Origin of the sequence: Pseudomonas sp. zbq_18 (genome assembly GCF_043102245.1) — a bacterium.
Lineage (GTDB): Bacteria > Pseudomonadota > Gammaproteobacteria > Pseudomonadales > Pseudomonadaceae > Aquipseudomonas.
In genome coordinates this window covers 281813-307547 of sequence record NZ_JBICIT010000013.1, presented here as the reverse complement: position 1 = coordinate 307547, position 25735 = coordinate 281813, and the positions used below count along the sequence as shown (strand labels likewise).

Genomic DNA, 25735 nt, shown 5'->3' with positions numbered 1-25735 from the left:
CCGCTTACTCGAACCAATGGGCTCGGGCGGCCATGATCAGCTTGCCGGCACGCTCTTCGTCGATGCCGTCGATGTCGAGCAGGTCGTCAATAGACTGCTCGGCCAGGTCTTCGCGGGTGATTACGCCGCGAACCGCCAGTTCTTGCGCCAGGTTCTTGTCCATCCCCTCCAGAGATACCAGGTCCTCAGCCGGTTGGGCGTCAGCCAGTTTCTCTTCATTGGCAATGGCCTTGGTCAGCAGACGATCCTTGGCACGAGCACGCAGCTCATTGACGATGTCCTCGTCAAACCCATCGATGCTGAGCATTTCTTCCATCGGCACATAGGCGATTTCTTCCAGGCTGGTGAAGCCTTCCTCGACCAGCACCTGGGCCAGGTCTTCGTCGACTTCCAGCTCGTCGACAAAGTTCTGCAGGATGTCGCCAGTCTCAGCCTGCTGCTTGGCCTGGATATCCGCTTCGGTCATCACGTTCAGCGTCCAGCCGGTCAGCTGGCTGGCCAGGCGCACATTTTGACCGCCGCGACCAATGGCCTGGGCCAGGTTGTCCTCGGCAACAGCGATATCCATGGCATGGGCATCTTCGTCGACGATGATGGCTGCCACCTCGGCCGGAGCCATGGCATTGATCACGAACTGCGCAACGTTCTCGTCCCACAGCACGATATCAACGCGCTCGCCACCAATCTCACCGGAGACTGCCTGAACGCGGGAACCACGCATACCGATACAGGCGCCCTGCGGGTCGATACGCTTGTCTTTCGAACGCACGGCAATCTTGGCGCGCGAGCCCGGATCACGGGAGGCCGCCATCACTTCGATCAGCCCTTCGGCGATCTCCGGCACTTCGATGGTGAACAGCTCGATCAGCATCTGCGGCGCAGTCCGCGACAGGATCAGCTGCGGACCACGGTTCTCGGTGCGGATTTCCTTGAGCAGCGCGCGCATGCGGGCACCGACTCGGAAGGTCTCACGTGGAATGATATCCTCGCGGGCCAGCAGAGCCTCGGCGTTGTTGCCCAGGTCGACAATAACGCTGTCGCGGGTGACCTTCTTCACGGTACCGGAAATGATCTCGCCAACGCGCTCGCGATAGGCGTCAACGACCTGAGCACGCTCTGCCTCGCGCACTTTCTGCACGATGACCTGCTTGGCAGTTTGAGCGGCGATACGACCGAACTCGATCGACTCAACCGACTCCTCAACAGTGTCGCCAACCACTGCACCAGGCTTGTATTCCTGAGCCTGCTCGACAGTCAGCTCGGCAGCCGGGTTTTCCAGCTCATCCTCTTCAACGACTTTCCAGCAACGGAAAGTTTCGTAGTTGCCGCTCTGGCGATTGATCGCCACGCGCAGCTCGACTTCGTCGTCAAAACGCTTCTTGGTCGCCGTCGCCAACGCCAGCTCAAGCGCCTCGAAAATCACACCCGCCGGCACACCTTTTTCGTTGGATACCGACTCTACAACCAGCAGTACTTCTTTACTCATCGTACGCCTCGCCTTTCGCAATCCATTGGATCCGCGGGATCCGCGTCTCAATCAAAACGGGGAATGATATTGGCCTTGTCGATCAGATCGATCGGCAACAGGAACTCGTGGTCTTCCACCAGCACCACCACGTCCTGCTCCTCCACACCACGAAGGAGCCCCTGAAAATTGCGCCTACCCTCAAAGGGCGAGCGCAGCTTGATCTTTACCTGTTCACCAGCATGTGCCGCGAACTGTTCAAGAGAGAACAGCGGCCGATCCATACCGGGCGATGACACTTCCAGGGTGTATTCACTGGAGATCGGGTCCTCGACATCCAGAACCGCACTGACCTGGCGACTAACCACTTCGCAGTCGTCGACCAGAATCCCATTCGCGTGATCGATATAGATGCGCAGCACGGAGTGCCGGCCCTGGGAAATAAACTCGACCCCCCAGCACTGATAGCCAAGAGACTCGACCACAGGGGCCAGCATGGCCTGCAACTGTTCCAGCTTGCTCGACACTCGAAGCCCTCCGCAGATGTCGTAGAAATAAAAAATGGGCGAAACGCCCATCCATCGCGCCGACCGACATCACATATGTCGACAGCAGACTGTCCAGCTAGCAAAAAGCCCCTTGAAAGGGGCTTTTTGACTGCCAATTGTGGGCTGAACAAAATACCAAACCGATCAACGCCACCACAAAGCTGGGCATGAATTATACGGAGCGCGCTTGTGCCGGTCAACTTGAATGAAACAAACAACAAGGCCCGCTTACAGCGGGCCTTGCTTTATATGGTACCGAGGAGGGGACTCGAACCCCTACAGCCTATGGCCACTACCACCTCAAGGTAGCGTGTCTACCAATTCCACCACCTCGGCAAAGAGGGTTTTACTGCTCAGGAACGCTTGGCACGTCAGCCGATTCGCTCGACTCTTTCTGAACTTCCAGAACCGGAACATCTTCGACAACAGGCTTCTGCTGCACTTCCAACGCCGCCGGATCCGGCAAACCAACCTGAGTAAGATTATCAGACTTTTGTTTAGCAAAGAAAGCTAAACCCAAGCTGGTAATGAAAAAAATTGCCGCAAGAACAGCCGTAGTGCGACTCAGAAAGTTAGCAGAGCCCTGACTACCGAAAACGGTAGCAGAGGCACCAGCCCCGAAAGACGCACCAGCATCAGCACCTTTACCCTGCTGAATCAGGACAAAGCCAACGATCCCGAGAGCACCTAGCAGATGTACAACGATTACGACTGTTTCCAGCATTTCTCAGCTTCCTGCGGCGCGACAAATCGCACCGAACTCATCCGCATTCAAGGAGGCTCCACCAATGAGCCCCCCATCAATATCCTGCATACCGAATAGCTCGGCAGCATTGGCAGCCTTGACACTGCCGCCGTACAGAATCCTCACACCGCGCGCCACTTCGGCATTTTCTGCAGCAAGCTGCGCACGGATAGCAGCATGGATCTCTTGAGCTTGCTGCGGCGTAGCAGTCAGTCCAGTCCCTATCGCCCAAACCGGCTCATAAGCCACGACAGCACGAGAAAATGCACCAACACCCAACTCTTCGATCACACTACCCAGCTGAGCAGACACCACATCCAAGGTGCGCCCCGCCTCACGCTGCTCCAGAGTCTCACCGACACACAGAACCGGCACCAGACCACAAGATTGCGCAGCGGCAAATTTGCGACTCAACTGCTCGTCACGCTCACCGAGTATCAGACGACGCTCGGAGTGCCCGACCAACACAAACTCACAACCAGCATCAGCCAACTGACTCGAAGCGACCTCACCAGTCAAAGCACCCTGCATGGGCTCAACGGCACAGTTCTGCGCACCGACCGATATGGCCTTGCCCTCGAGGCCAGCAATCACCTGACCGATATACAGACAGGGCGGCATCACCGCCACGTCGACACCAGCAGGCAATGCCAGTTGACGCAAGCCTTTGATCAGCTCTGCGACGCTGGCGCGGGTACCGTGCATTTTCCAGTTACCAGCTACCAAGGGGCGACGCATGCCAGACCTCGTCGTTCAAAGTGGGCGCAGATGTTACCCAAGAGCTTATGCACTAGCAAGCCGAAATCAGGCACAGAGATCACTGACCACCTTGGCCAACTCCTCGGCGTAACCGCGCACCTGCGCCTCGTCATCACCCTCAACCATTACGCGCACCAGAGGCTCTGTACCGGACTTGCGCAGGAGCACTCGACCACGACCTGCCATGCGCTCGGTAATACTGGCACAAGCCGCCTTGACCTCAGCCGCCTGCAGCGGATCGACATTGCCAGCCAAACGCACATTGATCAGCACCTGGGGGCACTTGCGCAATGCAAGGCGCGCCTGCGCCAGAGTTTCACCGCTGCGTTTGAGCGCCATCAAAACCTGCAACGCGGCAATCACCGCATCCCCTGTGGTGGTGTGCTGAAAGCACACCAGATGGCCGGAGTTTTCGCCACCCAGCTGCCACTCGCGCTCCTGCAACTCGGCCATCACATAGCGATCCCCCACCTTGGCTCGCACGAAGGGCACCTGCAGTTCTGACAGCGCCAGCTCCAGCCCCAGATTACTCATCTGCGTGCCGACCACACCACCCTGCAATTTACCGCGCTGCTTCTGGTCTCGCGCAATGATGTAGAGCAATTCATCGCCATCAACCACGGCCCCCGTATGATCGACCATCAGCACTCGATCACCGTCACCATCGAAAGCGATCCCCAAATCCGCCTGCTGCGCCAAAACCTCAGACTGCAGGGATTCAACATGGGTTGAACCGCAACTGTCATTGATGTTCAAGCCATTGGGCTGAGCCGCAAGAACGGAAACCTGGGCGCCCAGCTCGCGAAACACACTGGGGGCAACCTTGTAGGTAGCACCATGCGCGCAATCCAGCACTACCTTTAGGCCAGCAAAACTGGTGTGATTGGGAACGCTGGCCTTACAGAATTCGATGTAACGACCCGCAGCATCATTGATGCGCGTGACCTTGCCCAATTGCTCAGACTCAACCACGGTCATAGGCTGATCGAGCAACTCCTCGATCATCAGCTCAATTTCATCCGGCAGCTTGGTGCCGTAGCCGGAAAAGAATTTGAAACCGTTGTCGTGATGCGGATTGTGCGACGCACTGATGACAATACCCGCCTCAGCCTGAAAGGTCCTGGTCAGGTAAGCCACAGCGGGAGTCGGCATAGGCCCCAACAACATGACATCCGCCCCGGCCGCCAGCAAACCCGCCTCAAGCGCAGACTCGAACATATAGCCGGAAATGCGCGTGTCCTTACCAATCAAAATCCGGCACTTGCCCTGCTTACGAAACGCCATGCCGGCAGCCCAGCCCAACTTGAGGATGAACTCAGGGGTGATCGGAAACTGACCTACGCGACCACGAATACCATCCGTGCCGAAATACTTTCTGCTCATTAGCACTCCAGACTCTTATTCAGCAGACTGCACCGCGGCAATCATGCGTACCGCATCAACGGTTTCAGCAACATCATGCACCCGCACAATGCCTGCACCCTTGGCAACTGCCAGGGCAGCCAACGCCAGGCCGCCCGACAGACGCTCATGCACCTCACGCCCCAACGCCTGACCGATCATGCTCTTGCGCGAGACTCCGACCAATAACGGACGCCCCAAGTCATGCAGCGCCTCAAGATGGCGGAACAAACTCAGATTGTGCGCAAGGTTTTTGGCAAAGCCAAAGCCAGGGTCCAGCACAATGCGCTCGGCAGGAATACCCGCTTCAGCACAGGCGACCATGCGCTGCTGGAGAAACTCACGCACCTCGAGCACCACATCACGATAATGCGGATCCTGCTGCATCGTGCCGGGCTCTCCAAGCATGTGCATCAGGCAAACAGCAAGACCACTATCGAACGCAGCCTCAAGCGCTCCATCGCGGCGCAAGGCACGGACATCATTGATCATGCCCGCACCCAGGCGAGCCCCCTCACGCATCACTGCAGGCGTCGAAGTGTCCAATGAGATAACGACGTCCAGCTCAGCAGAAACAAGCTCCACCACCGGCGCCACTCGCTCGAGTTCCTCAACTGCAGATACCGGCTTGGCGCCAGGACGCGTGGACTCGCCACCAATATCGATCAGGGTCGCCCCCGCAGCCACCATCGCAGCAGCATGGCGCAAGGCCGCATCGCGCGCCGCAAAACGTCCGCCATCGGAGAAAGAGTCAGGAGTGACATTGAGGATCCCCATCACGTGCGGACGGGTTAAATCAAGAACCCGACTGCCACAGGGCAGTCGGGTTGGGTATTGCATGACAGTCATGACCCGCCTTAATGCTCGCCCGCAGGGCCACCAATCGGATTCTGTGGGCGCTCAGCTTCCTGCTTAGGCGCTGGCGGGTTGCCAGATCCATTTTCCCAATCACGCGGCTCACGAGGTTCACGCCCCGCCATGATGTCGTCTATCTGTTCGGAATCGATGGTTTCGTACTTCATCAGCGCGTCAGCCATCATATCCAGCTTGTCGCGATTCTCCTCCAGCAGGCGTTTGGCAGTGCCATAGCAACCATCAATGATGCTGCGCACTTCCTCGTCGATGGCCTTGGCGGTCTCACCGGAAACATTGGTGTGCTGACTGCCAGCGCTGCGCCCAAGGAACACTTCACCCTCCTCTTCGGCGTACATCAGCGGGCCGAGCTTCTCCGACAAGCCCCACTTGGTCACCATGTTCCGCGCCAGATGGGTGGCACGCATGATGTCGTTGGAAGCGCCAGTGGTGACGCCGTCGAAACCAAGGGTCATTTCCTCGGCGATACGCCCACCGAACAGCGAGCAGATCTGACTGATCAGCGCCCGCTTGGAGAGGCTGTAGCGATCCTCTTCCGGCAGGAACATGGTCACACCGAGAGCGCGGCCACGAGGAATGATCGACACCTTGTAGACCGGATCATGCTCGGGCACCAGACGCCCGACGATAGCGTGCCCCGCTTCGTGGTAAGCGGTGTTGAGCTTCTCCTTCTCCGACATGACCATGGATTTGCGCTCTGCGCCCATCATGATCTTGTCCTTGGCCAGCTCGAACTCCTTCATCTCCACCAGGCGCTTGCTGGCCCGAGCGGCAAACAGCGAGGCCTCGTTCACCAGGTTGGCCAGGTCGGCACCGGAGAAGCCTGGCGTGCCGCGCGCGATCACTGCAGGCTCGACATTGTCGCCGACAGGCACCTTGCGCATATGCACTTTCAGAATCTGCTCACGACCACGGATATCCGGCAGCCCCACCACAACCTGACGATCGAAGCGACCGGGGCGCAGTAGCGCCGGGTCCAGTACATCCGGCCGGTTGGTGGCGGCAATCACGATGATGCCGTCGTTCATTTCGAAACCGTCCATCTCCACCAGCAACTGGTTGAGGGTCTGTTCGCGCTCGTCATGACCACCGCCCAGACCAGCGCCACGATGACGACCGACGGCGTCGATCTCGTCGATAAAGATGATGCACGGCGCATGCTTCTTCGCCTGCTCGAACATGTCGCGCACACGGGAGGCACCAACGCCGACAAACATCTCGACGAAGTCGGAACCAGAAATAGTGAAGAACGGCACCTTGGCCTCACCCGCAATGGCTTTGGCCAGCAACGTCTTACCGGTGCCGGGCGGGCCAACCATCAGCACGCCACGCGGGATACGGCCACCGAGACGCTGAAACTTGCCCGGGTCACGCAGGAACTCGACCAACTCACCGACTTCTTCCTTAGCCTCGTCGCAACCGGCGACGTCGGCCAGGGTGGTCTTAACCTGGTCTTCGGACAGCAGGCGCGCCTTGGACTTGCCAAAACTCATGGGGCCGCCACGGCCTCCCGCGCCACCTTGCATCTGACGCATGAAGAACATGAACACTGCGATGATGACCAAGATCGGGAAGCTGGCGACCAGCAACTGGGTCCAGATGCTCTGACGCTCAGGCTGCTTGCCGACGATCTCGACGTTATTGTCGATCAGATCCTTGATCAGGCCGCGATCCTCAATGGCCGGACGCACGGTCTCAAACGTCGTACCATCCTGATTCTGCCCGCTGATGATGTAGCCATCCACGGTGACCTGCCTGACCTTGCCGCTCTGAACCTGCTGGATGAACTCCGAATAATTCAGCTTTCCGGAGTCACTCGGGCTGGAGAAGTTGTTCATCACGGTGACCAAAACGGCCGCGATGATCAGCCACAGGATCAGGTTCTTTGCCATGTCGTTCAATTAGCTACCCTCTGAAGCGAGCCCCGTCCTGAAACGCGCTCCGCATAACGGCTGGAGAAATACCCGCCTAACTTACTACACAACCCGGCACCTGACAGGCACCGTCTGTAACCCTTTATGAGCCTTAGGCGGCTGGCGCTAACGCCTTCCAGTCTAGGCACCCTGGAAGCCGGGCGCGAACACATGGATCAACGGCCTTAACGACAATGTGGGGTCCTTATGAGAAATCACAAGGGCCGCCTTGTATCAATTGCCCGCTGCAGCAATCAAACGCAGCCTGACACCTGGACTGTCGAAACCATTGATTCAGCCTACGCTAAACCAACAACAGCACCCTGGACTGAATAGACAGGAGCGCGCTCCATTCGGCTCAGGTAAACTATGTCGCTTTTGCGGCCTGCGCTGGCGGCGACAAGCATGGGGCCTTGGCCGCATTGTCGCTCCGCGCCGCCCATCACAGCAGCAAGGTCAAATTATGGCGCTTACCAACGAACAGAAGAAACACTTCAAATCTATCGGCCACCATCTGAAACCTGTATTGATCGTGGCCGAGAACGGCCTGACCGAGGGCGTGCTGGCAGAACTGGATCGCGCCCTCAATGATCATGAGCTGATCAAGGTACAGTTTCGCCTGACCGAGCGTGATGATCGCCGCGCGCTGATCGAAGAACTGGTGCACGCCGGGGGCTGCGAACTGGTGCAGGTGATTGGCAAGATGGCTTTGATCTATCGCAAGAACCCCAAGCCGAACAAGAATCTGTCCAACATTCACCGCTATCAGGCCTGATAGCGGCTGGACCTAACGCCCCCGCTGCCCAGGCAGCGGCTGCAACACCAGCACCAGCCCACACAAAGCCACCACCAGATAGTTGAACAGCAGCCAGCGCTCGGCGCCGGGCAACAGGTGGCTCACCGCAAAGAACACCCCCGCCATCAGCACCACTACAACCAGCAACTGCCCGCGCATGTCGCGCCAGAGACTGGCAATCCCTTCCCCCTGCACCAGCACCACGCCCTGCAGCAGCGCGCAGAAAGCGGCGAAACCGATCAACAACGGCGCCAAAACGCCATTGATCTCTTCGACCAGCAGCGGCGCCAGACCCAGCTTTTCCAGTGCAGGCAGCATGACGAAATGCAACAGCCAGAGGCCGCCGACCCAGAAAGTTTGAGCCAGCTGCCAGCTGATTGCCCCCGCGCGCAGGGGCGGGCGTTTAAAGATGGCGGACTTCGACAATCTCGTACTCAACCAGGCCACTGGGTGTCTGCACAGCCACTACGTCGCCCTCTTCCTTGCCAACCAGTGCGCGGGCGATGGGTGAGCTGACGGAGAGTTTGCCGGCCTTGATGTCGGCCTCATCCTCACCGACGATCTGGTAGGTCACGCTCTCGTCGGTCTCGACGTTGGCGATATCCACGGTAGTGCCGAAGATCACCTTACCGGTGTGGGCAATCGTGGTGACGTCAATGACTACCGCGTGCTGCAGACGCCCCTCGATATCGCGGATACGTGCCTCGACCATGCCCTGCTCTTCACGAGCGGCATGGTATTCGGCGTTCTCCTTGAGATCACCCAACTCACGTGCCTCGGCGATCGCCTGGCTCAGTGCCGGACGACGCACCTTGGTCAGGTGCGCCAGTTCTTCCTCCAGGGCGCGAGCGCCCTGGACGGTCATGGGATATTTATTCATGCCTTGATTCCTGCATGCAGATCCTGCAGACGGCGCACGGTCTTCTCCGAACCGAACTTGAGCGCCTCACAGATCGCCTGACCCGCCGCAATGGTGGTGGTGCAGTAGATCTTGTGCTGCAGGGCGTTACGACGAATGGAGTAGGAGTCAGCGATGGACTGACGACCTTCGGTGGTGTTGATGATCAGCGTGACTTCGTCATTTTTGATCATGTCGACCACGTGCGGGCGACCCTCGGTCACCTTGTTCACGCGGCGCACCGGCAGACCAGCAGCCTCGATCAGCTTGGCCGTGCCGGCAGTAGCGACCACCTCGAAGCCCAGGCTCACCAGATCACGGGCGACCTGCACAGCCTCGGCCTTGTCGTCCTCACGCACACTGATGAAGGCACAGCCAGTGTTCGGCAGGATCTCGTTGGCACCAGCCTGAGCCTTGGCGAAGGCCTCACCGAAGCTGTCGCCAACACCCATGACCTCACCGGTCGACTTCATCTCCGGGCCGAGGATCGGGTCAACGCCCGGGAACTTGTTGAACGGGAACACCGCTTCCTTGACGCTGAAGAACGGCGGGATGATTTCCTGGGTGAAGCCCACATCAGCCAGGCTCTTGCCAGCCATGACGCGCGCAGCAACCTTGGCCAGCGACTCGCCGATGCACTTGGAGACGAACGGCACGGTACGCGATGCGCGCGGGTTCACTTCGATGACGTAGATATCCTCGCCCTGCACGGCCATCTGCACGTTCATCAGGCCGACCACGCCGAGCTCCAGAGCCATCTTCTTGACCTGCTCACGGATCTCGTCCTGGATGTGCTTGGGCAGCGAGTACGGCGGCAGCGAGCACGCGGAGTCACCGGAGTGCACGCCGGCCTGTTCGATGTGCTGCATGATCGCACCGATCACCACGGTCTCGCCGTCGCACACCGCATCCACATCCACCTCGATGGCGCAGTTGAGGAAGTGGTCGAGCAACACCGGGCTGTCGTTGGACACTTTCACCGCTTCGCGCATGTAGCGCTTGAGTTCTTCTTCCTGATAGACGATTTCCATGGCACGTCCGCCCAGCACGTAGGACGGACGCACGACCATCGGGTAACCGATGTTCTTCGACAGGGCCAGAGCCTCATCCTCGCTACGCGCAGTGGCGTTGGCCGGCTGGCGCAGGCCGAGGCGCTGAACCATCTGCTGGAAGCGCTCGCGGTCTTCGGCACGGTCGATGGCGTCCGGGGAAGTACCGATGATCGGCACACCAGCTTCTTCCAGGGCGCGGCACAGCTTCAGCGGAGTCTGCCCGCCGTACTGCACGATCACGCCTTTCGGCTGCTCGACGCGGACGATCTCCAGCACGTCTTCCAGGGTCACCGGCTCGAAGTACAGGCGGTCGGAAGTGTCGTAGTCGGTGGAGACGGTTTCCGGGTTGCAGTTGACCATGATGGTCTCGTAACCGTCTTCACGCATTGCCAGTGCCGCGTGCACGCAGCAGTAGTCGAACTCGATGCCCTGGCCGATACGGTTGGGGCCACCACCCAGAATCATGATCTTGTCGCGGCTCGACGGAGCCGCTTCGCACTCTTCCTCGTAGGTCGAGTACATGTAGGCGGTGTCGGTGGCAAATTCGGCGGCGCAGGTGTCCACGCGCTTGTACACCGGCAGCACTTTCAGCTTGTGGCGATGGCTGCGCAGGTTCTTCTCGGTCACGCCGAGCAGCTTGGCCAGGCGCGAATCGGAGAACCCCTTGCGCTTGAGCTTGCGCATCAGATCGGCGTCGATACCGGACAGGCCGAGGGTCTTGACCCGCTCCTCGTCCTTGATCAGATCCTCGATCTGCACCAGGAACCACTCGTCGATGCGAGTCAGGTCAAACACCTCGGCGACGCTCTTGCCGGCGCGGAAGGCGTCAGCTACGTACCAGATACGCTCAGCGCCCGGCACAGTCAGCTCGCGGCGCAGGGTGCTTTCCGCTTCCGGATCGTTCAGGTCCAGCTTCGGATCGAAGCCGGCGACGCCGACTTCCAGGCCGCGCAGGGCTTTCTGCACCGACTCCTGGAAGGTACGGCCGATGGCCATGACCTCACCCACGGACTTCATCTGGGTGGTCAGACGGGCGTCGGCCTTGGGGAATTTCTCGAAGGCGAAGCGCGGAACCTTGGTCACCACGTAGTCGATGGCCGGCTCGAAGGACGCCGGGGTGCGGCCGCCGGTGATGTCGTTCTGCAGCTCGTCGAGGGTGTAGCCGACAGCCAGCTTGGCGGCGATCTTGGCGATCGGGAAGCCGGTAGCCTTGGAAGCCAGCGCCGAGGAACGCGACACGCGCGGGTTCATCTCGATCACCACCATACGACCGGTGTTCGGGCAGATACCGAACTGCACGTTGGAGCCACCGGTTTCCACGCCGATTTCACGCAGCACCGCCAGCGAGGCGTTGCGCATGATCTGGTATTCCTTGTCGGTCAGGGTCTGCGCCGGGGCGACGGTGATCGAGTCGCCGGTGTGCACGCCCATCGGGTCGAAGTTCTCGATGGAGCAGACGATGATGCAGTTGTCCTTCTTGTCGCGGACCACCTCCATCTCGTATTCCTTCCAGCCGATTAGCGATTCGTCGATCAGCAGCTCGTTGGTCGGCGACAGGTCCAGACCGCGGGCGCAGATTTCTTCGAACTCTTCACGGTTGTAGGCGATGCCGCCACCGGTACCGCCCATGGTGAAGGACGGACGGATGATGCACGGGAAACCGACCATTTCCAGCACGCCATAGGCTTCTTCCATGCTGTGAGCAATGCCCGAGCGCGGGCAGGCCAGGCCGATGGACTTCATCGCCTTGTCGAAGCGCGAGCGGTCTTCGGCTTTGTCGATGGTGTCGGCGTTGGCGCCGATCATCTCGACGCCGAATTTTTCCAGCACACCGTGGCGCTCCAGGTCCAGCGCGCAGTTCAGCGCAGTCTGGCCACCCATGGTCGGCAGCAGCGCGTCCGGGCGCTCCTTCTCGATGATCTTGGCCACGGTGGCCCACTTGATCGGCTCGATGTAGGTGGCGTCAGCCATGGCCGGGTCGGTCATGATGGTGGCCGGGTTGGAATTCACCAGGATGACGCGGAAGCCTTCTTCCTTCAGGGCCTTGCACGCCTGCGCGCCGGAGTAGTCGAACTCACAGGCCTGGCCGATGACGATAGGGCCGGCGCCGAGGATCAGGATGCTTTTAATGTCTGTACGTTTTGGCATGGTTCTTACTCGAATCCTTGGGTCAGTCGGCAGGGCTTAGCGGCGCTTGGCCATGGCTTCGATGAAGCGGTCGAACAGCGGGGCCACGTCGTGCGGGCCAGGGCTGGCTTCCGGGTGACCCTGGAAGCTAAAGGCCACCTTGTCGGTGCGCTCGATGCCCTGCAGGGTGCCGTCGAACAGCGACTTGTGAGTGGCGCGCAGGTTAGCCGGCAGGCTCGCCTCATCCACGGCGAAACCGTGGTTCTGGCTGGTGATCATCACCACGCCGGAATCCAGATCCTGTACCGGGTGGTTGGCACCGTGGTGACCGGTTTCCATCTTCACGGTCTTGGCGCCGGAGGCCAGGGCCAGCAGCTGGTGGCCGAGGCAGATGCCGAACAGCGGAATCTCGGTATTGAGAATTTCCTTGATCGCGGCGATCGCGTAGTCGCACGGCTCGGGGTCGCCGGGGCCGTTGGAGAGGAACACGCCGTCCGGATTCATCGCCAACACTTCACTGGCCGGGGTTTTGGCCGGCACCACCGTCAGGCGGCAGCCGCGAGCGACCAGCATGCGCAGGATGTTGACCTTGACGCCGTAGTCGTAGGCGACCACGTGGTAAGGCAGCTCACCGGCAGGGATTTCCGGGTGGCTGTCGCTCTCCAGGTTCCACACGCTGGAGCGCCATTCGTAGGTTTCGCTGCAGGTGACTTCCTTGGCCAGGTCCATGCCCTTCAGGCCGGGGAAGCTGCGCGCCAGCTCCAGCGCCTTTTCTTCGGTGGCGTCGTCGCCTGCCAGGATGCAGCCGTTCTGCGAGCCCTTCTCGCGCAGAATGCGGGTCAGGCGACGGGTGTCGATGCCGGCGATGGCAACGGTACCGTTTTCTTTCAGGTACTCGTCCAGCGGCTGCTTGTCGCGCCAGTTGCTGGAGATCAGCGGCAGGTCGCGAATGATCAGGCCGGCGGCCCACACGCGGTTGGACTCGGCATCTTCCGGCGTGGTGCCGGTATTGCCGATGTGCGGGTAGGTCAGGGTGACGATCTGCTGGGCATAGGAAGGATCGGTGAGGATTTCCTGATAGCCGGTCATGGCGGTATTGAACACCACCTCACCAATGGTATGGCCATCGGCACCAATGGCTTCGCCGCGAAAAATGCTGCCGTCGGCGAGTGCGAGTATGGCTGGCTTAGTCAAGAAGACCTCCCTTAGATCTGCTGCTTGCTCAAACGCAGGTTGTAAAAAAGCGGGATGACGTATTGACCGTCACCCCGCTTCTTTATCTGATTCATTCTGCGTAACTTTTAGTGGACACACTAAAGCGGGAAGCTTACAGGAAAGACCCTTTTCGGTCCACCGTTTGCATGGACCAAAAAGGCATTCAGTTCAGCCCCAGCACGTCCTGCATGTCATAAAGCCCCGCAGGCTGCTCCTGCAACCAAAGCGCGGCACGCACCGCACCCTTGGCGAAGGTCATGCGACTGGAGGCTTTGTGGGTGATTTCCACGCGCTCGCCATCGGCCGCGAACAGCACGGTGTGATCCCCCACCACGTCGCCGGCACGCACGGTGGCGAAGCCAATGGTCTCGCGCTCGCGCGCGCCGGTCTGGCCTTCGCGCCCGTAGACCGCCACCTTCTGCAGGTCACGCCCCAGCGCATTGGCCACCACCTCCCCCATACGCAGCGCAGTACCGGATGGTGCATCGACCTTGTGCCGGTGGTGCGCTTCGATGATTTCGATATCGACCTCATCGGCCAGCACACGAGCCGCGGTATCCAGCAGCTTCAGGCAGAGATTGACCCCGACGCTGTAGTTGGCGGCAAACACGATCGGAATCTGCTTGGCCGCCTCTGACAGCAACTGCTTTTCCTCCGGCGAGAAGCCGGTGGTGCCGATGACCATGGCCTTGCCCGCCTGACGGCAGACCTCCAGGTTCTTCAGGGTCACCGAGGGATGCGTGAAGTCGATCAGCACATCGAACTGATCCAGCGCAGCACTCAGATCGCCGACCAAAGTGACGCCGATCTTGCCCAGTGCCGCCAACTCACCCGCATCGGCGCCGATCAAGCTGCTGTCCGGCCGATCGATGGCCGCGGTCAGCTGTGCGCCCTGCGCCTGACCAACGGCCTCGATGAGGATCTTGCCCATGCGCCCGGCGGCGCCCATCACTGCAATACGTCGCATAGCCGATTCCTTAGATGTCGCCGAAGAAGCGCTTCATGCCGTCGAACCAGCCGCTGGCCTTGGGCGAGTGGGAACTGTCGCCTTCCAGCGACTTGCGGAAGTCTTCGAGCAGTTCACGCTGGCGCTTGTTCAGGTTGACCGGCGTTTCCACCGCCACCCGACACATCAAATCGCCCGCACCGCCACCGCGCACCGGGGCCACGCCCTTGCCGCGCAGGCGGAACAGCTTGCCGGTCTGGGTGCCTTCCGGAATCTTCAGCTTGACCCGGCCATCCAGGGTCGGCACTTCCAGCTCGCCGCCCAGCGCCGCATCGGCGAAGCTGATCGGCACCTCGCAGTACAGGTGCTTGCCGTCACGCTGGAAGATCGCGTGCTCGCGCACATTGACCACCACATACAGGTCACCCGCCGGACCACCATGGGAACCGGCCTCACCCTCGCCGGACAGGCGAATGCGATCGCCAGTATCGACGCCCGCCGGCACCTTGACCGACAGCGTCTTGCTCTCTTCCACACGGCCCTGGCCGTGGCAGCTGCCACAGGGGTCACTGATCATCTTGCCGCTGCCATGGCAGCGCGGGCAGGTCTGCTGCACCGAGAAGAAGCCCTGCTGCATGCGCACCTGGCCGATGCCACCACAGGTGGTACAGGTCACCGGACTGGTGCCCTTCTTGGCCCCCGTGCCATCGCAGGTCTTGCAACCCACCAGGGTCGGCACGCGGATGGTCACCGTGGTGCCGCGCACCGCCTCCTCCAGATCCAGCTCCAGGGTGTAACGCAGGTCGCTGCCGCGCTGAGCACCGCCACGCGAGCCGCCGCGGCCACCTCCCCCAAAGAAGTCACTGAACACATCGCCGAAGATGTCGGAGAAGTTGGCACCACCGAAGCCGCCAGCCCCGCCACCGCCCATCTGCGGATCGACGCCGGCATGACCGTACTGGTCGTAGGCCGAACGCTTGCCGGCATCGGACAGAATCTCGTATGCCTCGTTGGCTTCCTTGAATTTCTCTTCCGCCGCCTTGTCGTCCGGATTGCGGTCCGGGTGGTACTTCATCGCCAGGCGACGGTAAGCCTTTTTCAGCTCCGCTTCGCTGGCGCCGCGCTCCACACCGAGCACTTCGTAATAGTCACGTTTGGCCATAAATCCTCAACACCTCAATTTGGTCGCTCCAGACACGCCAACGCGGGAGCAAGCCCCCGCGTGGTCGAGCGGCCGACCGGATGACTCCGGCCGGCAGAACACAGCAAGCCCCAGGACTTACTTGTTGTCCTTGACCTCTTCGAACTCGGCGTCGACCACGTCATCAGCGGCATCTTTGGCGCCTTCAGTGCCCTGGGCTTGAGCGCCCGGCTGCGGCTGCTCGGCGTACATCTTCTGTGCCAGCGGCGTAGTGGCCTCGGACAGCGCGTTGATCTTGGCTTCGATCTCAGCCTTGTCGTCACCTTTCAGCGCCGTCTCCAGATCGCCGATGGCTTTCTCGATCGCCGCCTTCTCCTCGGCAGTGGCCTTGTCGCCCGCCTCGGTAATCATCTTGCGAGTAGCGTGCACCAGACCGTCGCCCTGGTTGCGCACGGCAGCCAGTTCTTCGAACTTGCGGTCTTCCTCGGCGTTGGCCTCGGCATCACGCACCATGCGCTCGATTTCTTCGTCGGACAGACCAGAGTTGGCCTTGATCACGATGGACTGCTGTTTACCGGTGGCCTTGTCCTTGGCGGACACGTGCAGGATGCCGTTGGCATCGATGTCGAAGGTCACCTCGATCTGCGGCACGCCACGCGGCGCCGGCGGGATCTCGGCCAGGTCGAACTTGCCCAGCGACTTGTTCTGCACGGCCTGCTTACGCTCGCCCTGCAGCACGTGAATGGTCACGGCGCTCTGGTTGTCGTCTGCAGTGGAGAACACCTGCGACTTCTTGGTCGGGATGGTGGTGTTCTTCTCGATCAGCGCGGTCATCACGCCGCCCATGGTTTCGATACCCAGGGTCAGCGGGGACACGTCGAGCAGCAGCACGTCCTTGACGTCGCCGGCCAGTACCGCGCCCTGAATGGCGGCACCCATGGCCACGGCTTCGTCCGGGTTGACGTCCTTGCGCGCTTCCTTGCCGAAGAAATCGGCAACGGCCTTCTGCACCAGCGGCATGCGGGTCTGGCCACCGACCAGAATCACGTCGTTGATCGAACCGACGTCGATACCGGCGTCTTTCAGCGCGATACGGCACGGTTCGATAGTGCGCTGCACCAGGTCTTCAACCAGCGCTTCGAGCTTGGAACGGGAGATCTTCACGTTCAGGTGCTTCGGACCACTGGCATCGGCGGTGATGTACGGCAGGTTGACGTCGGTCGACTGGCTGGAAGACAGCTCGATCTTGGCCTTCTCGGCGGCTTCCTTCAGGCGCTGCATGGCCAGCGGGTCGCCCTTGAGGTTCATGCCGGTTTCTTTCTTGAACTCATCGACGAGGTAGTCGATCAGGCGGATGTCGAAGTCTTCACCACCGAGGAAGGTGTCACCGTTGGTGGCCAGCACCTCGAACTGGTGCTCGCCGTCGACTTCAGCGATCTCGATCACCGACACGTCGAAGGTACCGCCACCCAGGTCATAGACGATCACGGTGTGGTCGCCCTTGGCCTTGTCCATGCCATAGGCCAGTGCCGCGGCGGTCGGCTCGTTGATGATGCGCTTGACGTCCAGACCGGCGATGCGACCGGCATCCTTGGTGGCCTGACGCTGGCTGTCGTTGAAGTAAGCCGGTACGGTAATCACCGCCTCGGTCACCGGCTCGCCCAGGTAATCCTCGGCGGTCTTCTTCATCTTCTTCAGCACTTCGGCGCTGATCTGCGGCGGTGCCATTTTCTGGCCGTTGACTTCCACCCAGGCATCACCGTTGTCGGCCTTGGCGATCTTGTACGGCACCATCTGAATGTCTTTCTGCACGACGTCTTCTTCGAAACGACGGCCGATCAGACGCTTCACCGCGTACAGGGTGTTGTGCGGATTGGTCACTGCCTGGCGCTTGGCCGACTGGCCGACCAGGATCTCACCATCGTTGGCGTAAGCGATGATGGACGGGGTAGTACGAGCGCCTTCGGCGTTCTCGATCACCTTGACGTTGCCGTTTTCCAGAATGGAGACGCAGGAGTTGGTGGTCCCCAGGTCGATACCGATGATTTTGCCCATGTTCAATCTCTCCGAAACTTGTCTTTAACCTTGAGTCCGCCGCGGTTTGTTCACGCGGCGTCAGCTACTGAATCGCTTGCCCTGTAGATGGGGGCGTTACCGACGATTTCAAGCCTGCTCGTCGATGGACGGTGGCGGCGTGGTCGGCGCCTTGCTGACCACGACCATGGCCGGGCGCAGCAGACGGCCATTGAGCAGGTAGCCCTTCTGGAACACCTTGAGCACGGTGTTCGGCTCGGCATGAATGCTTTCTTCCATGGCCATGGCCTGGTGATGCTCCGGATTGAACGGCGCGCCGTGCGGATCGACCGCCTCCAGCTGGTAGCGTTTGAGCGTGTCGAGGAACAGCTTGAGGGTCAGCTCCATGCCTTCGCGCATCGCCTTGCTCGCCTCATCGGCCGCACTGGTCAACTCCAGGCCACGCTCCAGGCTGTCGACCACCGGCAGCAGGTCATTGGCGAACTTTTCCAGGGCAAACTTGTGCGCCTTCTCCACATCCTGCTCGGCGCGACGGCGCACGTTCTGCAGGTCGGCAGCCATGCGCAGAGACTGGTCCTGAGCGGCAGCCAACTGCTCTTCAAGGCTCTGCACGCGAGCGCCCAGATCGGTCTCGGCGCTCGCCTCGGGGGCCAGGTTGTCTTCGGCTTGCGCCGTGTCCAGGGTCTGTTCGTCTGCCATCGGGTCCTCCTGTGAATGCGACAGCGGGTCATGGCCCGCGCTTCTGGCCTTCTATATGGGGCCCATCCGCAAGGTTTCAAGGGCTGTTGCCGAGGCCGGACAAAGAACTGTATAAATACCCAGCACAATACTTCTAGGAGCGCTCACCATGCTGGTGCACCTGTCGGTCAACAACTACGCCATCGTCGAACACCTGGATCTGGAATTGCAGCGCGGCATGAGCGTAATCACTGGCGAAACCGGCGCCGGTAAATCAATCATGCTCGACGCCCTCGGCCTGGCCCTGGGCGACCGCGCCGACAGTGGTGTGGTGCGCCCGGGCGCGGACAAGGCCGACATTCTCGCCAGCTTCGACCTGGGCGACATCGACGAGGCGCGCACCTGGCTCGCCGAGCGCGACCTGGATAACGACGGGCCGTGCATTCTGCGCCGCGTCATCACCAGCGAAGGTCGCTCGCGCGGCTACATCAACGGTACGCCCTGCCCGCTGGGCGACCTCAAGGCTCTCGGCGAACTGCTGATCGACATCCACAGCCAGCACGAGCATCAGTCGCTGCTCAAACCCGACACCCACCGCCGCCTGCTCGACGAGTACGCCGGCAGCCAGGAACTGGCGCGCCAGGTGCAATTGGCCGCCCAGCGCTGGCGCCAGACCCGCCAGGAGCTGCAGCGCCTATCCTCGAGCGGCGACGAGCAGCGCGCCCGCCATCAGCTGCTCAGCTACCAGCTTGAGGAGTTGGACAACCTGGCGCTCGGCGACAACGAGCTGGAACAGCTGGAGCAGGAACACAAGACCCTGAGCAGCGCCGAACAACTGCTCGGCGCCTGTCGCCAGGTGCTCGACCTGTGCAGCGAAAGTGACGCGGGTAATGTGCTCTCTGCCCTCACCGCCAGCCTCAATCGCCTCACAGCCTTCAACAACCAGCCCGGCGCCTTGAGCGAAGCCACCAGCCTGTTGGCCAGCGCACAGATCCAGGTCGAGGAGGCTGTCGGCGAACTCAATCGCTTCATCGATCACTTCGACGCTGATCCGCAGCGCCAGCAATGGCTGGAAGAACGCCTCGATGCCATCTACAGCCTGGCGCGCAAACATCGCGTACACCCCTTCGAGCTGACTGAACTGCAGCAGCGTCTACTGGAAGAACTGGAAAGCCTGAATGCCGACGACGAGGCCGTGGAGCGGCTCGGCGAGGAGCTGGCCTCCTACGCTCGCCACTACCAGGAAAAGGCCAGCGAACTGAGCGCCCTGCGCAAGCAGGCCGCGAACCGTCTGGCCGATGCCGTGCAGGTCGAGATGCAGACCCTGGGCATGCCCGGCGGTCGTTTCAGCATCGAACTGCAGGCCGCCGACAGCGAAGAGCCACAACCCCATGGCCTGGAACAGGTGGAATTCCTGGTCAGCGCCAACCCCGGCCAGCCGCTGAAATCCCTGGCCAAGGTCGCCTCGGGTGGCGAGCTGTCACGCATCAGCCTGGCCATTCAGGTGATTACTGCACAGACCTCGCGGGTGCCGACCCTGGTATTCGACGAAGTCGACGTTGGCATCGGCGGGCCGACTGCGGAAGTGGTCGGCCAGCTCCTGCGGCGCCTCGGCGAGCGCGGCCAGGTATTGACCGTCACCCACCTGCCGCAGGTGGCGGCCCAGGGTCACAACCACCTGTTCGTACACAAGCAGCGCGGCAGCAGCGAAACCCGCACCGCCGTGGCCAGCCTGAATACCGCCCAGCGCGTCGAGGAAGTGGCGCGCATGCTGGGCGGCGTCGACCTCACCGAAGAGTCGCTGCAACACGCGCGCAAGATGGTCACTAGCGCCCAGGCTTGAAGCTGAGGCAAATGAAAAGGCGCCTTGAAAGGCGCCTTTTTTGTCGGGTACTCCGCGCTTATTTCTTCTTGCGCACGTAGAGCACCAGATTGTGATCGACCAGCTCGTAGCCGTGCTGCTTGACGATGTCTTTCTGCAGCTTCTCGATCTCCGGGTCGAAGAACTCGATCACCTCGCCGCTATCCACGCAAACCATGTGGTCGTGATGGCCGCCGTCGGCCAGTTCAAAGACGGCGTGGCCACCATCGAAATTGTGCCGCTCGACCAGGCCAGCTGCCTCGAACTGGGTCAGTACACGGTAGACGGTGGCCAGCCCCACATCCTCACCCGCCTCCATCAAGGCCTTGTAGACATCTTCAGCACTCATGTGACGCTGGCCGGATACGGCCGAATCGAGCATCTGGAGAATTTTCACGCGCGGCAGAGTGACCTTGAGGCCGGCTTTGCGCAGTTCGTTGTTTTCAACCATGGTCAGCTTTCTCGTGGCTGCTGCTTTCGCAGCTCCCGTTTATACGGGTATGATCGGGGTTTATTTGCCCAGCCAAGATAGTGGAAGTCACCCACCGATGCAAAACACCAAGCTCCTGCTGCCCAGCCTCACTCTCGTGGGTCTGCTCGCACTCGCCGGCTGTTCGTTTCCCGGGGTTTACAAAATCGACATCCAGCAGGGCAATGTCGTAACGCAAGACATGATAGACCAGCTGAAGCCCGGTATGACCCAGAGTCAGGTGCGCTTCATCATGGGCAACCCGCTGATCACCGACACCTTCCACGCCAAGCGCTGGGACTACCTGTACAGCACCCAGCCAGGCGGACGTCAGCGCTATCAGGAACGTATCGCGCTGATGTTCGACAGCAATGATCAGCTGATCGGCCTGGCCGGCGACTTCATGCCTGGCGTGAGCCGCGACCAGGAAATCCTCGGCGAAGATACGGGTAGCGCAATCACCGCACCGCAGACTCAGGAAGTGGAAGAGCCGGCCAAGCCAGGCTCGCTGCTGGAACAGATCCAGCAGGAAGTCGACGCCGCAGAGCCAATCGCCGTGCCGATTCCAGAACCGCTGGATCCACAACCCCAGTAATAGATGCACAAAAAACCCGGCCAACGCCGGGTTTTTCATTTGCGGCTAACGCTCACTCATCTGCCTTGGCCTGCGCCGCCCTCGCGGCACGCTGCTTGCGCACTTCCTTGGGATCGGCAATCAACGGGCGGTAGATCTCAACCCGCTCTCCCTCCTCCAGTACACGCTCATCCGGTTTGGCCACGGCCTTGCCGAAAATGCCCAACGGCGCCGCGTGTAGGTCCAAACCGGGAAAATGTGCATCCAGCCCGGAGCGCAGGGCCGCCTCTCGCACCGTGGTACCCACCGGCACACTGAGGCTCAGCAACTTTTGCTTGTCGGCGAGAGCGTAAACCACCTCAACGACGATATTGGCTTTATCCATAGAGTTGCTTGGCTCTCTGGCAAAAGGCATCAACCATGGTATTGGCCGCCTGGGTGAACAGCGGACCGAGCGTCGCCCGCACCAGCGAGCCCGCGTAATCGAACGTCAGATCGAGACTGATCTTGCAGGCCTTATCGCCCAGGGCCTTGAACTCCCAGACGCCCTGCAACTGACTGAAGGGCCCCTCTTCCAACTGCATTTCGATGCTCTGCCCGGGTAACAGCTGATTGCGCGTCACAAACCGCTGGCTGATATTGCCCTTGGCCACCGTCAGACTGGCACGCATATGCGATTCGCTCACCTCCAGCACCTCGGAGGCCGCGCACCAAGGCAGGAACTGCGGGTAGCTGGCCACGTCATTGACCAGATCATAGAGCGCCTGCGCCGGATAGGGCAGCAGCGCCGAGCGTTGAATTCGCGTGCTCATCAGCCTTCATTTCCACAACTGCAGCGCCGCCCAGGCAGGCGCAAATGAGCGCGCATTGTGCGGAATTCGACCAGCCCCCTCAAGCGCAGCTGTCGCCAGCGCCGCGCCGACTCCCTATAATGCGCGCCCTATGGCCAAACAGAAGAAACATCCCTCCGGGACCATCGCGCTGAATAAAAAGGCGCTGCACGACTACTTCATCGAGCACAAGTTCGAGGCTGGCCTCGTCCTGGCTGGCTGGGAAGTGAAAAGCCTGCGCGCCGGCAAGGCGCAGCTGGTCGACAGCTACATCCTGCTCAAGGATGACGAAGCCTGGCTGATGGGCTGCCACATCACCCCGCTGACCACCGCCAGCACCCACGTGATCGCCGACCCGACCCGCACCCGCAAGCTGCTGTTGAACAAGCGCGAGCTGGACAAGCTGTTCGGCTCGGTGCAGCAGAAGGGCTACACCTGCGTGGCACTGTCGATCTACTGGAAGGCGCACCTGATCAAGTGCGAGATCGCCCTGGCCAAGGGCAAGAAGGACTTCGACAAGCGCCACACCGAGAAGGAGCGTGACGCCGACCGCGAGGTCCAGCGCGCCATGCGTACCAAGGTCAAGGGCAGTCGCGACGACGATTGACAGCAAGGGCGCCAAGGCGCCCTTTCTTCTGCCTGGTCAGACGCCGCGGCGCTGGGCACGTGCCAGGCGCTTGACCTCCTGCTGCCCCTCTTCCAGCACCTCGCGCACATAGTCGATATGCCGGCTGGAGCGCTCTCGCGCTTCCTCGGCACGGCCTTCGACAATGGCCTCGAACAGCTCTCTATGCTGCTCGCGCAGACGCTCACGCGTCTCGCCACGCTGCAAATACATACCACCGATGTTGGTCACCACGTTGTGCTTGAGCAGGTCGAACAGGCCGCGAATGGTGTGCAGCAACACGGCGTTGTGGCTGGCCTCGGCAATGGCCAGGTGGAAGCGCGCATCCGCCGCGCCCTCCTCGGCGCGAGTCGCCTTGCTGCCCTCGGCGTAACAGGCCTGCAGGGCGTCGTAGGCAGCACGCAGACGCTGGTGATCGACCGGCGTGGCACGCTGCGCCGCGTAGTAGGCACAGGAGCCTTCCAGGGTATGGCGGAACTCCAGCAGGTCGCGCTGCGCATCGGGATTGTCTTCCAGCAGTTGCAGCAGTGGATCACTGAAAGTCGAGCCCAGTTGCGCCGCCACATAGTTGCCGCCGCCCTGGCGGCTGACCAGCAGGCCACGCGCCACCAGCTTCTGGATCGCCTCGCGCAGTGACGGCCGCGAGACGCCGAACTGCTCGGCCAACTGGCGCTCCGCCGGCAACCGCTCGCCCGCCTTGAGCGTGCCCTCGAGGATCATCGCCTCCAGTTGACTGACGATATCGTCCGACAAGCGGCGCTGCCGCACCTGCCCCACTTCCATAAGCCGCTCCACTCGCTATTACCCGGCGCCAGGCCGGTGTTTCCGGCAAGCCTATCCGCCACTCGGCAAGCCCAGCAAGCCGACGTCCTGCGACCAAAGTCGAAGGCGCGAAAATTGACAGGCGCCAAGGCCGACTTTTACCCTGAGCCCAACACTTTGTAAATTGGTATTACCAATTAATCAAAGCGCGACCAACAAATCCAACAAGCGCCGAGGTATCTCCCATGTCCCATTCACTGCAGCGCCTGGCGCGCCACTGATCGGAGCCATCACATGTCTTCCGGATTGCTCGCCCTGCTGGCGTTCTCGCCCATCCTGCTTGCCGCCATTCTGTTGATCGGTCTGCGCTGGCCCGCCAAGCGCGCCATGCCGCTGGTCTACCTGCTCACCGCTGGCATCGCCCTGACGGTGTGGGACATGAGCTTCAACCGCGTACTCGCCTCGACCCTGCAGGGCCTGATCATCACCGGCGGCGTGCTGTGGATCATCTTCGGCGCCATCCTGCTGCTGAACACCCTCAAGCACTCCGGCGGCATCACCGCGATTCGCGCCGGCTTCACCACCATCAGCCCGGACCGGCGCATTCAGGCGCTGATCATCGCCTGGCTGTTCGGCTGCTTCATCGAGGGTGCCTCGGGCTTTGGCACACCGGCCGCCATCGCCGCGCCGCTGCTGGTCGCCATCGGCTTCCCGGCGCTGGCCGCGGTCATGCTCGGCATGATGGTGCAAAGCACCCCGGTATCCTTCGGCGCGGTCGGTACGCCGATCATTGTAGGCGTCAACAGCGGCCTGGACAGCGCCGGCATCGGCAGCCAGCTCGCGGCCCACGGCTCCAGCTGGGAGGCCTATCTGCAGCTGATCACCAGTGAAGTGGCGATCATCCACGCCACCGTCGGCACCCTGATGCCGCTGCTGATGGTGCTGATGCTGACGCGCTTCTTCGGCCGCGAGAAAAGTTGGAAGGCTGGCTTCGAAGTGCTGCCCTTCGCCCTCTTCGCCGGCCTGGCCTTTACCCTGCCCTACGCCGCCACCGGCGTGCTGCTGGGCCCGGAGTTCCCCTCCCTGCTTGGCGGTCTGATCGGTCTGGCTATCGTCACCAGCGCCGCGCGCGTCGGCTTCCTGGTGCCGAAGAAGACCTGGGACTTCGCCCCGGCCAACGAGTGGCCGAGCGAGTGGCTGGGTAGCGTGGAAATGAAGCTGGACAGCCTCACCGCGCGCCCGATGAGTACCCTGCGCGCCTGGCTGCCCTACGTACTGGTTGGCGCCCTGCTGGTGATCAGCCGCGTATTCCCCGACATCGGCGCCGCGCTGAAGTCGGTGGTGCTGGTGTTCCCGGACATCCTCGGCGAGGCCGGCATCAAGGCCGACTTCATGCCGCTGTACCTGCCGGGCGGCATCCTGGTCGCCGTGGTCATCGCCACCTTCTTCCTGCACGGCATGAAGGCACGCGAGATGGTGGCCGCGGTCAAGGAATCGTCCAGCGTGCTGCTCGGCGCCGGCTTCGTATTGCTGTTCACCGTGCCGATGGTGCGCATCCTGATCAACTCCGGGGTCAACGCCGCCGAGCTGGCCAGCATGCCGATCACCATGGCGCGTTATGTAGCCGACAGCGTCGGCAGCATCTATCCGCTGCTGGCTCCGTCGGTTGGCGCCCTCGGCGCCTTCATCGCCGGCTCCAACACGGTGAGCAACATGATGCTCAGCCAGTTCCAGTTCGGCGTGGCGCACAACCTCGGCATCTCCACCGCGCTGATCGTCGCCGTGCAGGCCATCGGCGCCGCCGCCGGCAACATGGTGGCGATCCACAACGTAGTGGCCGCCTCCGCCACCGTCGGCCTGCTTGGGCGCGAAGGCAGCACCTTGCGCAAGACGGTGTGGCCGACCCTGTACTACGTGCTCTTTACTGGAGTGATCGCCCTGATCGCGATCCATGTCTTCGGTATCAGCGACCCACTGCAAGGGCTCTGAACAGCAGCCTGGCCACGCCCTGCCCCGCGCAGGG

The 25735-nt window shown here is 61.4% G+C and carries 24 protein-coding genes and 1 tRNA gene; 5 read left to right on the top strand and 20 right to left on the bottom strand.

Going from position 1 to position 25735, the window contains the following annotated elements:
• Positions 1 to 4: 4 nt before the first annotated feature.
• The 8 genes from nusA to ftsH form a co-directional block, all read right to left on the bottom strand.
• On the bottom strand, positions 5 to 1486 hold the full coding sequence (gene nusA, locus ACF8C6_RS11015; protein WP_392499308.1) for a transcription termination factor NusA: 1482 nt from the start codon (positions 1484 to 1486) through the stop codon (positions 5 to 7).
• A gap of 47 nt (positions 1487 to 1533) precedes the next feature.
• Complete coding sequence (gene rimP / locus ACF8C6_RS11010) at positions 1534 to 1992, bottom strand: ribosome maturation factor RimP (protein WP_392499307.1); 459 nt, start codon at positions 1990 to 1992, stop codon at positions 1534 to 1536.
• A 271-nt stretch (positions 1993 to 2263) separates the two neighbouring features.
• Positions 2264 to 2349: transfer RNA gene (locus ACF8C6_RS11005), tRNA-Leu, on the bottom strand.
• A gap of 10 nt (positions 2350 to 2359) precedes the next feature.
• Positions 2360 to 2737 carry a preprotein translocase subunit SecG gene (secG, locus tag ACF8C6_RS11000; RefSeq protein WP_392499305.1) on the bottom strand — a complete coding sequence of 126 codons (378 nt, stop codon included), beginning with the start codon at positions 2735 to 2737 and terminating at the stop codon, positions 2360 to 2362.
• Positions 2738 to 2740: 3 nt separating this feature from the next.
• Positions 2741 to 3496: a triose-phosphate isomerase gene (gene tpiA / locus ACF8C6_RS10995; RefSeq protein ID WP_392499304.1), complete on the bottom strand. Its 756-nt coding sequence runs from the start codon at positions 3494 to 3496 to the stop codon at positions 2741 to 2743.
• A gap of 66 nt (positions 3497 to 3562) precedes the next feature.
• Positions 3563 to 4900, bottom strand: coding sequence for a phosphoglucosamine mutase (gene glmM, locus ACF8C6_RS10990; protein WP_392499303.1), 1338 nt, complete (start codon positions 4898 to 4900; stop codon positions 3563 to 3565).
• A 15-nt stretch (positions 4901 to 4915) separates the two neighbouring features.
• Positions 4916 to 5767, bottom strand: coding sequence for a dihydropteroate synthase (gene folP, locus ACF8C6_RS10985; RefSeq protein WP_392499302.1), 852 nt, complete (start codon positions 5765 to 5767; stop codon positions 4916 to 4918).
• Positions 5768 to 5775: 8 nt separating this feature from the next.
• Positions 5776 to 7683: an ATP-dependent zinc metalloprotease FtsH gene (ftsH, locus tag ACF8C6_RS10980; protein ID WP_392499300.1), complete on the bottom strand. Its 1908-nt coding sequence runs from the start codon at positions 7681 to 7683 to the stop codon at positions 5776 to 5778.
• A 484-nt stretch (positions 7684 to 8167) separates the two neighbouring features.
• Between ftsH and yhbY the strand changes: the two genes are divergently transcribed.
• The gene (gene yhbY / locus ACF8C6_RS10975) at positions 8168 to 8479 is read left to right on the top strand and encodes a ribosome assembly RNA-binding protein YhbY (protein WP_392499299.1); all 312 of its coding nucleotides are present in this window, start codon (positions 8168 to 8170) and stop codon (positions 8477 to 8479) included.
• Between the two features lie 12 nt (positions 8480 to 8491).
• Here the strand turns inward: yhbY and ACF8C6_RS10970 are convergent, their stop codons facing one another.
• The 8 genes from ACF8C6_RS10970 to grpE all read right to left on the bottom strand — a co-directional run bounded on the left by ACF8C6_RS10970 (position 8492) and on the right by grpE (position 18636).
• Positions 8492 to 8893: a DUF4149 domain-containing protein gene (locus ACF8C6_RS10970; RefSeq protein ID WP_392499423.1), complete on the bottom strand. Its 402-nt coding sequence runs from the start codon at positions 8891 to 8893 to the stop codon at positions 8492 to 8494.
• Between the two features lie 10 nt (positions 8894 to 8903).
• Positions 8904 to 9380 carry a transcription elongation factor GreA gene (gene greA, locus ACF8C6_RS10965; protein WP_277689062.1) on the bottom strand — a complete coding sequence of 159 codons (477 nt, stop codon included), beginning with the start codon at positions 9378 to 9380 and terminating at the stop codon, positions 8904 to 8906.
• Entirely contained in the window at positions 9377 to 12598 is a 3222-nt protein-coding gene (carB, locus tag ACF8C6_RS10960) for a carbamoyl-phosphate synthase large subunit (protein ID WP_392499297.1), read from the bottom strand. Before carB ends, greA begins: the two co-directional genes overlap by 4 nt.
• A gap of 36 nt (positions 12599 to 12634) precedes the next feature.
• Positions 12635 to 13771 (bottom strand): glutamine-hydrolyzing carbamoyl-phosphate synthase small subunit, encoded by a 1137-nt coding sequence (carA, locus tag ACF8C6_RS10955; protein WP_392499296.1) that lies wholly within the window; start codon positions 13769 to 13771, stop codon positions 12635 to 12637.
• Between the two features lie 184 nt (positions 13772 to 13955).
• The gene (dapB, locus tag ACF8C6_RS10950) at positions 13956 to 14759 is read right to left on the bottom strand and encodes a 4-hydroxy-tetrahydrodipicolinate reductase (protein WP_392499295.1); all 804 of its coding nucleotides are present in this window, start codon (positions 14757 to 14759) and stop codon (positions 13956 to 13958) included.
• Between the two features lie 10 nt (positions 14760 to 14769).
• Positions 14770 to 15900 (bottom strand): molecular chaperone DnaJ, encoded by a 1131-nt coding sequence (dnaJ, locus tag ACF8C6_RS10945; protein WP_392499294.1) that lies wholly within the window; start codon positions 15898 to 15900, stop codon positions 14770 to 14772.
• Positions 15901 to 16017: 117 nt separating this feature from the next.
• Positions 16018 to 17934, bottom strand: a complete 1917-nt coding sequence (dnaK, locus tag ACF8C6_RS10940; RefSeq protein ID WP_392499293.1) for a molecular chaperone DnaK — start codon at positions 17932 to 17934, stop codon at positions 16018 to 16020.
• A 108-nt stretch (positions 17935 to 18042) separates the two neighbouring features.
• Positions 18043 to 18636, bottom strand: coding sequence for a nucleotide exchange factor GrpE (grpE, locus tag ACF8C6_RS10935; protein WP_392499422.1), 594 nt, complete (start codon positions 18634 to 18636; stop codon positions 18043 to 18045).
• Positions 18637 to 18760: 124 nt separating this feature from the next.
• Here grpE and recN point away from each other — a divergent pair, with 124 nt between their 5' ends.
• Positions 18761 to 20434 carry a DNA repair protein RecN gene (recN, locus tag ACF8C6_RS10930; RefSeq protein ID WP_392499292.1) on the top strand — a complete coding sequence of 558 codons (1674 nt, stop codon included), beginning with the start codon at positions 18761 to 18763 and terminating at the stop codon, positions 20432 to 20434.
• Positions 20435 to 20492: 58 nt separating this feature from the next.
• Here recN and fur read toward each other — a convergent pair whose 3' ends face one another.
• Entirely contained in the window at positions 20493 to 20903 is a 411-nt protein-coding gene (fur, locus tag ACF8C6_RS10925; RefSeq protein ID WP_277689055.1) for a ferric iron uptake transcriptional regulator, read from the bottom strand.
• 97 nt (positions 20904 to 21000) lie between these two features.
• Here fur and ACF8C6_RS10920 point away from each other — a divergent pair, with 97 nt between their 5' ends.
• Entirely contained in the window at positions 21001 to 21516 is a 516-nt protein-coding gene (locus ACF8C6_RS10920) for an outer membrane protein assembly factor BamE (RefSeq protein ID WP_392499291.1), read from the top strand.
• A gap of 52 nt (positions 21517 to 21568) precedes the next feature.
• Here the strand turns inward: ACF8C6_RS10920 and ACF8C6_RS10915 are convergent, their stop codons facing one another.
• The gene (locus ACF8C6_RS10915) at positions 21569 to 21880 is read right to left on the bottom strand and encodes an RnfH family protein (protein WP_392499290.1); all 312 of its coding nucleotides are present in this window, start codon (positions 21878 to 21880) and stop codon (positions 21569 to 21571) included.
• Complete coding sequence (locus tag ACF8C6_RS10910) at positions 21873 to 22307, bottom strand: type II toxin-antitoxin system RatA family toxin (RefSeq protein WP_392499289.1); 435 nt, start codon at positions 22305 to 22307, stop codon at positions 21873 to 21875. The genes ACF8C6_RS10915 and ACF8C6_RS10910 overlap by 8 nt, the downstream gene beginning before the upstream one ends.
• A gap of 130 nt (positions 22308 to 22437) precedes the next feature.
• On the opposite strand from ACF8C6_RS10910, the gene smpB reads away from it, so the two are divergent.
• Positions 22438 to 22932: an SsrA-binding protein SmpB gene (gene smpB / locus ACF8C6_RS10905; protein ID WP_277689051.1), complete on the top strand. Its 495-nt coding sequence runs from the start codon at positions 22438 to 22440 to the stop codon at positions 22930 to 22932.
• A gap of 36 nt (positions 22933 to 22968) precedes the next feature.
• Here the strand turns inward: smpB and ACF8C6_RS10900 are convergent, their stop codons facing one another.
• Positions 22969 to 23733 carry an FCD domain-containing protein gene (locus ACF8C6_RS10900; protein WP_392499288.1) on the bottom strand — a complete coding sequence of 255 codons (765 nt, stop codon included), beginning with the start codon at positions 23731 to 23733 and terminating at the stop codon, positions 22969 to 22971.
• Between the two features lie 273 nt (positions 23734 to 24006).
• On the opposite strand from ACF8C6_RS10900, the gene ACF8C6_RS10895 reads away from it, so the two are divergent.
• A complete protein-coding gene (locus ACF8C6_RS10895; protein WP_392499287.1) occupies positions 24007 to 25701 on the top strand; it encodes an L-lactate permease in 1695 nt (564 codons plus the stop codon).
• The last annotated feature ends 34 nt before the right edge of the window (positions 25702 to 25735 follow it).